This is a genomic window from Mycolicibacter senuensis (assembly GCF_003284925.1).
In the GTDB taxonomy this organism is placed as follows: Bacteria; Actinomycetota; Actinomycetes; order Mycobacteriales; family Mycobacteriaceae; genus Mycobacterium; species Mycobacterium algericum_A.
The window spans coordinates 37,068-45,936 of record NZ_QMEX01000020.1; the positions used below are offsets into that span (position 1 = coordinate 37,068).

An 8,869-nucleotide genomic window follows, 5' to 3' on the forward strand; every position below is an offset into this window, starting at 1 on the left:
CGAGGAAGTCAGCCCTCGTTGGTGAACGTCAGAATGCGAACTGGGTAGCGGCGTCCACCAGGTCGAGTAGCGGTTGCGGGAACACGCCCAGCACCACGGTGACCGCGGCGCACAGCGCGATCGCCGTCTTACTCCACACGCTGGGCTGCACCAGTTGCGGCGGGTTGTCGGGGGAGTCGGTGAAGAACATCAGCACGATCACCCGCACATAGAAGTAGGCGGCGACACCGCTGGCGATCACACCGATCACTACCAGCGGCACGGCGCCACTCTCGGCGGCCGCGGCGAACACGGCGAACTTGCTGATGAATCCACTGGTCAACGGGATGCCCGCGAACGCCAGCAGGAACATCGAAAACAGCAGCCCCACGATGGGGTAACGCTGTCCCAGTCCGGCCCAGCGGGACATGTCGAGCTCTTCTTCGCCGCCGGGCCCGCGGATCAGGTTCACGACGGCGAACGCGCCGACGGTCGAGAAGCTGTAGGCGGCCAGGTAGAACAGTGTCGAGGAGACCCCCGCCGGGGTCGCCGCCAGTACCCCGGTGAGCACGAAGCCGACATGGGCGATCGAGGAGTAGGCCAGCATCCGCTTGATTTCGGTCTGGGTGATGGCCGCAATGGTGGCGACCACCATGGTCAGCACCGAGATCAGCCACAGCAGCGGGCGCCACTGGTCGTGCAGCGCCGGCAGTGCGACATAGATGATCCGCAGCATCGCCCCGAATGCGGCGACCTTGGTCGCGGCCGCCATGAACCCGGTGATGGGCGTCGGCGCGCCGACGTAGACGTCGGGGACCCAAGAGTGGAACGGCACCGCGCCGACCTTGAAGAACAGCCCCACCAACAGCAGTCCGGCGCCGATCAGCGCCAGCGGATCGTTGTTGTGGGAGAACAGCTGCTCGCCGATATCGGACAACGTCAGCGAGGCGGTGGTGCCGTAGAGCAGGGCGGCCCCGAATAAGAACAGCGCCGAGGAGAACGCGCCCAGCAGGAAGTACTTCAGCGCCGCCTCCTGCGACAGCAGCCGACGGTACCGGGCCAGCCCGCACAGCAGATACAGCGGCAGCGAGAGCACCTCGAGGGCCACGAACATCGTCACCAGATCGTTGGCCGCCGGGAACACCAGCATCCCGCCGATCGCCAGCATCGTCAGCGGGAACACCTCGGTCTGGATCATCCCGCTGCGGGCCGCCTCGAGTTCGGCGACGCTGCCCGGCACCGCCGAGGCCTGCGGGGTGAAGGAGTCCAGGCCTGCCCGGCCGTCGGCGGCTAGGGTTGCAGCGGGTGCCGTCGCGGCGCCCGGCCCCTCGGAAGCTCCCGCGCCGGTGTTGCGTTCGGCGATGAAGATGACGGCCATGATCCCGACCAGTAGCACGATGCCCTGCAACACCAGCGCCGGCCGGTCGACGGCGATCGCGCCGAGCACCGTGATGTGGCCGTCGGCCGGCAGGTCCCGTCCCACGGCGACCAGGCTGATGAACGCCGCGGCCAACCCGCCGATGGCGAGCAGAACCTGCATCAGATAGCGCGCCCGTCGCGCCACGAACGCCTCGAACAGCAGGCCGGTGACCGCGGTGCCGAAGACGATCAGCAGCGGCAACAACAGGTCGTACTCGATGTGGGGTGTTGGCATGCCCGACATGGTCAGTGCGCCCCCTCAGCGGTCAGCGGTGCCGGGTCGGTCTCACCGATCGTGGTCAAGGTGTGCGCGACGCCCGGATTGATGATGTCGAGCACCGGTTTCGGGTAGAAGCCCAAGAACACCAGCAACGCGATCAACGGCGCGACGACGACGAGCTCGCGGGGTACCAGATCTCGGATGCGTTCGTTACCCGCGGTGACCGGGCCGGTCATCACCCGCTGATACAGCCACAACATGTAAATCGACGACAGCACCAGCGCGGTGCTGCCGACGGCCGCCGCCAGCCAGTAGCGGTTGAAGGTGCCCACCAATACCAGGAATTCGCTGATGAAGGGGGCCAGCCCCGGCAGCGACAGGGTGGCCATCGCCGCGACCATGAAGGTACCGGCCATCACCGGGGCCACCTTCTGCACGCCGCCGTAGTCGGCGATCGCCCGGGTGCCGCCGCGCCGGGAGATCAAGAACCCGGCGATCAGGAACAGCGCCGCGGTCGACAACCCGTGGTTGAGCATGTACAGCGTCGAACCGCTCTGGCCCTGGCTGGTCATCACGAAGATCCCCAGGATGATGAAGCCGAAGTGTGAGATCGACGTGTAGGCGATCAGCCGCATGATGTCGCGCTGGCCGATCGCCACCATCGCCCCGTAGACCACCCCGATCACCGCCAGCACGATGATGGCGGGGCGGAAATACGTTGAGGCGTCGGGGAACAACTGCAGGCAGTAGCGCAGCATGCCGAAGGTCCCCACCTTGTCCATGACCGCCATCATCAGCACCGCGGTGGCCGGGGTGGATTCCACCGCGGCGTCGGGCAGCCACCGGTGCAGCGGCCACAGTGGCGCCTTGACCGCGAACGCGAACATGAAGCCGGCGAACAGCAGTTTGAGCACACCCGGATCCACCGTGGTGGTGGCGGACGAGAACAACGAGACCAGTTCGCGGAAGTCGAAGGTGCCGCCCGAGGTGCCCTCCCGGGCGCTCACCATGTACACGCCGATCACCGCGGCCAGCATGATCAGGCCGCCGAACAGGTTGTACAGCAGGAACTTCAATGCCGCTTGGGAACGCTTGGCGCCGTTGCCGAAGCCGCCGATCATGAAGTACATCGGGATCAGCATCGCCTCGAAGAAGACGTAGAACAGCAGTACGTCCAGCGATACCAGCGAGATCAGCACCATCGCCTCGACGGCCAGGGTGAGGGCGGCGAAGGCGTGCGGGCCGCGACGACGCTTACCCTCGCCGTCGTTCCAGCCGGCAAGCATCAGCAGCGGCACCAGCCCGGCGGTCAGCAACGCCAGCACCACCGCGATACCGTCGACACCGAGCGTGTAGCGCGCCCCGAAAGCCGGTATCCAGGCATGGGATTCGACGAACTGGTACGGGGCGGCGACCGGGGTGGTGTCGAACTCGACGGTGATCACCACCGCTATCGCCAGCGTCACCAGGCTCACCAGCAGGCCGGTCAGCTTCGCCAGTCGTGCCGCTCCGGCCGGCAGCACGATCACGGCGCCGGCGCCCACCAGTGGCACCAACCAGAGCAGGCTCAACCAGGGCAGGTTCATGTTCACAGTTGCACCGCCAGGACTACCGCGACGACCAGCACGGCGCCGGCCAGCATGGTCAGCGCATAGGAGCGCACGAACCCGGTCTGCAAGCGCCGCATCAGAAGCGATGCGAGCGCGACCAACCCGGCTCCGGCGTTGACCGAACCGTCCACCACCCGGTCGTCGACGTCGACCAGGGCTTGCGCCAGTCGGTTACCCGGACGCATGAACACCTCCTCGTTGAAGGCATCGCCGTAGAGATACTGGCGGGCCGCCACCGTCAGGGGCGACACGTCGGTGGGCGCGGTGATGGGTATCGGCTTACGGCCGTACATGCGGAAGGCCACCGCCACCCCGACCAGCACCACCCCCAGCGTGATGGCGCCGGTGAGCCAGGCCGGGATGAGATGCGCCGCTTCGTGGCCGGCCGCCGCGGCCCCGGTCACCACCGGTTCCAGCCAGTGCTCGAGGCGACCGCCGATGGCCAGCGCGGCTCCGGAGAACACGGCGCCGACGGCCAGCACGATCATCGGCCAGGTCATCACCCGCGGGGACTCGTGCGGATGTTGCAGCGCCCGTTCGTGGCTCACCTCGCTCTCGTCCGCCGCCCAGCGACGCTCACCGCCGAATGTCATCAGCATCACCCGGGTCATGTAGAACGCGGTGATGCCGGCACCCAGGATGGTCACCGCGCCCAAGATCCAGCCTCGCGTCCCGCCGGTTGCCAACGCGGCCTCGATGATCGCGTCTTTGGACCAGTAGCCGGCGAATGGCGGCACCCCGATGATCGCCAGATAGCACAGGCCGAACGTCACGAACGTCACCGGCATGAAGGCACGCAGCGCGCCGTAGCGGCGCATGTCCTGTTCGTCGTTCATCCCGTGCATCACCGAACCCGAGCCCAGGAACAGTCCGGCCTTGAAGAAACCGTGGGTGAGCAGGTGCATGATCGCGACGGCGTAGCCGGCCGGGCCGAGCCCCGCGGCCAGCACCATGTAGCCGATCTGGCTGACGGTGGATGCGGCCAGCGCCCGCTTGATGTCGTCTTTGGCGCAGCCGATGATCGCACCGAACAGCAGCGTGACCGCACCGACCACCACGACCGCCAGCCGCGCGTCGGCGGACAGGTCGAACACCGGGCCGGACCGCACGATCAGGTACACCCCGGCGGTCACCATGGTGGCGGCGTGGATCAGCGCCGACACCGGGGTGGGGCCTTCCATCGCGTCGAACAACCAGGCCTGCAGCGGAACCTGCGCGGACTTGGCGCACGCTCCCAGCAACAGCAGCAACCCGATGGCGGTGGTCCACCCGCTGGACCCGGCCGCTTCGACCGCGCCGAACAGCCCATCGAACGACAGCGTGCCGAAGCCGGCGAACATCGCGAACATGGCCAGCGACAGCCCGATGTCGCCGACCCGGTTGGACACGAACGCCTTCTTGCCGGCCGCCGCCGCGACCGGCCGCGCGTACCAGAATCCGATCAGCAGGTAAGACGCCAGGCCGACACCTTCCCAGCCCACGTACAGGCCCAGATAGTTGTCGGCGACGACCAGCAGCAGCATCGCCGCGACGAACAGGTTCAGGTAGGCGAAGAACCTCCGGCGGTCGGGGTCGTCCTTCATGTAGCCGATCGAGTAGATGTGGATCAGCGCGCCCACCCCACTGATCAGCAACACGAAGCAGATCGACAGCTGATCGATCAGGATCCCGAAGTCGACCTGCAGCGCACCAACCGGCACCCAGCTGAACAGGTGGCTGTGAATCGCCCGGTCCTCGCCGCTCCGGCGCAGCATCTCGGCCAGCAGCGCCAGCCCGATCCCGAACGAGGAGAGCACCGCGGCACAGGCCAGCAGGTGTCCCCAGCGGTCGGTCCGTCGCCCGCCGAGCAGCAGGATCAACGCGCCGGCCGCCGGCAGGGCCACCAGCAGCCAGCTCAGCTGGCTCAGATTCGTCATAGAGCTTCCCAACTCCTAGCCGCGCAGTAAGTTCGCGTCGTCGACCGACACGGATCGCCGGGCCCGGAAGATCGTCATGATGATGGCCAGGCCGATAACCACCTCGCAGGCGGCGACGACCATGGTGAAGAAGGCCACCATCTGGCCGTCGAGCTGGGAGTGCAGCCGGGCGAAGGTGACGAACGCCAGGTTGGCGGCGTTGAGCATCAGCTCGACACACATGAACATCACCAACGCGTTGCGCCGCAACATCACCCCGGTGGCGCCGAGGGTGAACAGCATCGCCGACAGGTAGAGATAGTTTTCCGGGTTCATTGGCCTGACTCCTCCCCGTTGCTCGCCGGAGCCATCCGCCGCCCCGCAGCATCGTCGTCGGCGTGGGCCGCGTTGCCGGTGGCGCCGACCCAGCGGTGCTGCAAGGTGTCCGACACCGACAGCTCCGAGTAGGAGCCGTCGGGCAGTCGCGCGGCGATGTCGACGGCGTTGTGGCGGGCGTAGACGCCCGGCGTCGGCAGCGGGGTGGGGCGGGTGCCGGACCGGAAACGCAGGATGGACAGCTCCCGCTGCGTCAGCCGCGGCTGCAGCCGCTCCCGATGGGTCAACACCATGGCCGCGACCACCGCGGTGATCAGCAGCGCACTGGTGAGTTCGAAGGCCCAGAGGTAGCGGGTGAAGATCAGCGCCGCCAGCCCCTCGACGTTGCCCTGGCCCACCATGCCGGAGTCGGCCGAGCCGCCGGTGGCCGGGGCGCCGATTCCGCGCAGGTGCATCGTCGCGCCGCCGATCCCGGCGATCAGCAGCACCCCGAAACCGATCCCGGCGAGGGTCGAGGCGATCCGCTGGCCGCGCAGCGTCTCCACCAATGACTCGGCGGAGTCGACCCCGATCAGCATCATCACGAACAGGAACAGCATCATCACCGCGCCGGTGTAGACCACGATCTGCACCACGCCGAGGAACATCGCGTCCTGGACGAAGTAGAAAACGGCCAGGGAGAGCATCGTCATCGCGAGAAACAGTGCCGAATACACCGCTTTGGCGGCCGTCACGACCCCGACGGCGCCGACCAGGGCCAGGGCGCCGAGGACCCAGAAGGTCACCGCCTCCCCCGTGGAGGTGCGGACGACGATGTCGGAGGCAAGCAGTGCGGCGTCCATCAGGCTTTGCCCTGCTTCTTCCGGTCCAGCATGACGAACAGGTCCGGGTTCTCGTCGAGCCCATCCGGGCCGACCCTGCCCAGGTAGTAGTCCTTCTCGGTGGCGCCCGGCGGCATCGGGTGCGGCGGTGCGGTCATACCGGGCTCCAGCGGCGCCAGCAGCTGGTGACGTTCCAAGATCAGATCGGCCCGGTTGTCCGCGGCCATCTCGTAGTCGTTGGTCATGGTCAGCGCGCGCGTCGGGCAGGCTTCGATGCACAGTCCGCAGCCGATGCAGCGCAGATAGTTGATCTGGTAAACCCGGCCGTAGCGTTCGCCGGGCGAGAAGCGTTCGTCGTCGGTGTTGTCGGCGGCCTCCACGTAGATGGCATCGGCCGGACATGCCCACGCGCACAGTTCGCAGCCGATGCACTTCTCCAACCCGTCCGGATGCCGGTTGAGCTGGTGGCGGCCGTGATAGCGCCGCGCCGTCGGCTTCTTCTGCTCCGGGTAGCCGTCATTGATCGGCCGCTTGAACATCGTTCGCCAGGTGACGCCGAACCCGGCGAGCGCGTCTCTGAGCTTAGCCATTGACATCCTCCTTGACCCGCGGTGAATTCCGCTGCGGCAGCGGTGGTGTCGGAAAAGAACCTTCGGATGCGACGACCGGCGCAGGCGCGGGCTCGTCCGGCCCGGTGTTCACCGCGCTGAAGCGGCGGTGCAACACCGCCAGCACCAGCAGCGTGGTGAGTGTGCTGATAGCGATCAGCACCGCCTCCCAGTGCTGGTAGCCCTCGTTGCCCAGGCTGCGCATCACCGCCGCGAGCAGCACCCACAGCAATGCCACCGGGATCAGGATCTTCCAGCCCAGCGCCATGAACTGGTCGTACCGCAGCCGGGGCAGGGTGGCGCGCAGCCAGATGTACATGAAGATGAATCCCCACACCTTGGCGGTGAACCACAGCAGCGGCCACCATCCCTGGTTTGCGCCGGCCCACAGGTTCAGCGGGAACGGCGCGTGCCAGCCGCCGAAGAACAACGTGACGGCCAACGCCGAAACCGTGGTGATGTTGATGTATTCGGCCAGGAAGAACAGCGCGAACTTCAACGACGAGTACTCGGTGTGGAATCCGCCGACGAGCTCGCCCTCGGCTTCGGGCAGATCGAACGGCGCCCGGTTGGTCTCACCGACCATCGCGGTCAGATAGACCATGAACGACGGCAGCAGCAGGAATGCGAACCAGATCCCGTCCTGGGCGGCCACGATGCTCGAGGTGGACATCGTGCCGGCGTAGAGGAACACCGACGCGAACGACAAGCCCATCGCGACTTCGTAGGAGATCACCTGCGCGGTGGAGCGGATGCCGCCCAACAGCGGGTACGGCGACCCGGATGACCAGCCGGCCAGGATGATGCCGTACACCCCGATCGAGGACATCGCCAAGATGAACAACACCGCGATCGGCAGGTCTGCCAGTTGCAGATCGGTGCGATGGCCCAAGATGCTGACCTCCGGACCGAACGGGATCACCGCGAACGCGGTGATCGCCGGGACCGTCGAGATGACCGGAGCCATCACGTAGATCGCCCGGTCGACGCCGGCGGGGACGATGTCCTCCTTGAGGGCCAGCTTGATGCCGTCGGCGAGGCTCTGCAGCCAGCCCTTCGGCCCGACCCGGTTAGGACCGGGGCGCATCTGCATGCGCGCCAGCACCTTTCGTTCGATGACGATGGCGAACAGCACTGTCAGTACCAGGAATGCGAAGACGGCCAGCACTTTGGCCAGCACCAGCCACCAGGGAATGCTCATGATCTGCGTCCAATCCGTACCACCGCGCCCGGGCCGACCCCGAGATCGCGGTGCACCGCTGAGTCAGACGAATTCATCGGCAGCCATACCACCCGGTCCGGCATCTCGGTGATGACCAGCGGCAGGGTGATTGCGCCGTGCTCGGTGCCGACGGTGATCTGATCGCCGGCCGCGACACCGATCTCGGTGGCGGTCGGCGCCGAGAGCCGCGCCACCGGTTTGCGGGCGGTCCCGGCAAGGTTCGGCTCGCCGGCCTGCATCAGCCCGTTGTCGAGCAGCATGCGCCAGCTGGCCAGCACGGCCTCACCGGAGCCCGGCTGCCCGGGCCGGCCCGCCGCCACGTCGGGGGAGGCCGCGCGTTCGCCGTTCCAGGCGCCCAACCGGGTCAGCTCCTCGCGCGCCGCCGCCACGGTGGGAAGCCCGAGGTCGATGCCCATCTCCTCGGCGAGCGCGTCGAGCACCCGCACGTCGGACAACGTGCCGCGCTCATCCAGTGCGGCGCCGAACCGACGGGGCCGGCCCTCCCAGTTGAGGTAGGTGCCGGACTTCTCCACCGCCGCCGCGATCGGCAGCACCACATCGGCGCGTTCGGTGACCTCGCTGTGCCGCAACTCGATGCTGACCAGGAATCCGACCGCGTCCAGGGCGGCCAGCGCGGCGGCCGGGTCGGCCAGGTCACCGGGCTCGATCCCGCCGACCAGCAGCGCCCCCAGTGTCCCGTCGGCGGCAGCTGCCAGGATGGCGTCGGTGTCACGCCCGGGCTGGGACGGCAGCTCGTCG

General features: G+C 67.5%; 8 protein-coding genes. All 8 read right to left on the reverse strand.

The genetic code is table 11. From position 1 onward, the window contains the following. Window positions 1–28 precede the first annotated feature (28 nt). Window positions 29–1,642 carry an NADH-quinone oxidoreductase subunit NuoN gene (gene nuoN / locus DQP56_RS08190; protein ID WP_112684460.1) on the reverse strand — a complete coding sequence of 538 codons (1,614 nt, stop codon included), beginning with the start codon at window positions 1,640–1,642 and terminating at the stop codon, window positions 29–31. A gap of 2 nt (window positions 1,643–1,644) precedes the next feature. Further along, window positions 1,645–3,204, reverse strand: coding sequence for an NADH-quinone oxidoreductase subunit M (locus DQP56_RS08195; protein WP_041318400.1), 1,560 nt, complete (start codon window positions 3,202–3,204; stop codon window positions 1,645–1,647). A gap of 2 nt (window positions 3,205–3,206) precedes the next feature. Beyond that, complete coding sequence (gene nuoL / locus DQP56_RS08200) at window positions 3,207–5,144, reverse strand: NADH-quinone oxidoreductase subunit L (protein WP_112684461.1); 1,938 nt, start codon at window positions 5,142–5,144, stop codon at window positions 3,207–3,209. A gap of 15 nt (window positions 5,145–5,159) precedes the next feature. Then, entirely contained in the window at window positions 5,160–5,459 is a 300-nt protein-coding gene (gene nuoK / locus DQP56_RS08205; RefSeq protein WP_112684462.1) for an NADH-quinone oxidoreductase subunit NuoK, read from the reverse strand. Further along, a complete protein-coding gene (locus DQP56_RS08210; RefSeq protein WP_112684463.1) occupies window positions 5,456–6,301 on the reverse strand; it encodes an NADH-quinone oxidoreductase subunit J in 846 nt (281 codons plus the stop codon). Before DQP56_RS08210 ends, nuoK begins: the two co-directional genes overlap by 4 nt. Next, the gene (gene nuoI, locus DQP56_RS08215) at window positions 6,301–6,870 is read right to left on the reverse strand and encodes an NADH-quinone oxidoreductase subunit NuoI (protein WP_112684464.1); all 570 of its coding nucleotides are present in this window, start codon (window positions 6,868–6,870) and stop codon (window positions 6,301–6,303) included. Before nuoI ends, DQP56_RS08210 begins: the two co-directional genes overlap by 1 nt. Continuing rightward, on the reverse strand, window positions 6,863–8,089 hold the full coding sequence (nuoH, locus tag DQP56_RS08220) for an NADH-quinone oxidoreductase subunit NuoH (RefSeq protein WP_112684465.1): 1,227 nt from the start codon (window positions 8,087–8,089) through the stop codon (window positions 6,863–6,865). The genes nuoI and nuoH overlap by 8 nt, the downstream gene beginning before the upstream one ends. After that, on the reverse strand, window positions 8,086–8,869 hold a 784-nt coding region (locus DQP56_RS08225; RefSeq protein WP_165824942.1), incomplete at its 5' end, for a molybdopterin-dependent oxidoreductase. The genes nuoH and DQP56_RS08225, both read right to left, overlap by 4 nt.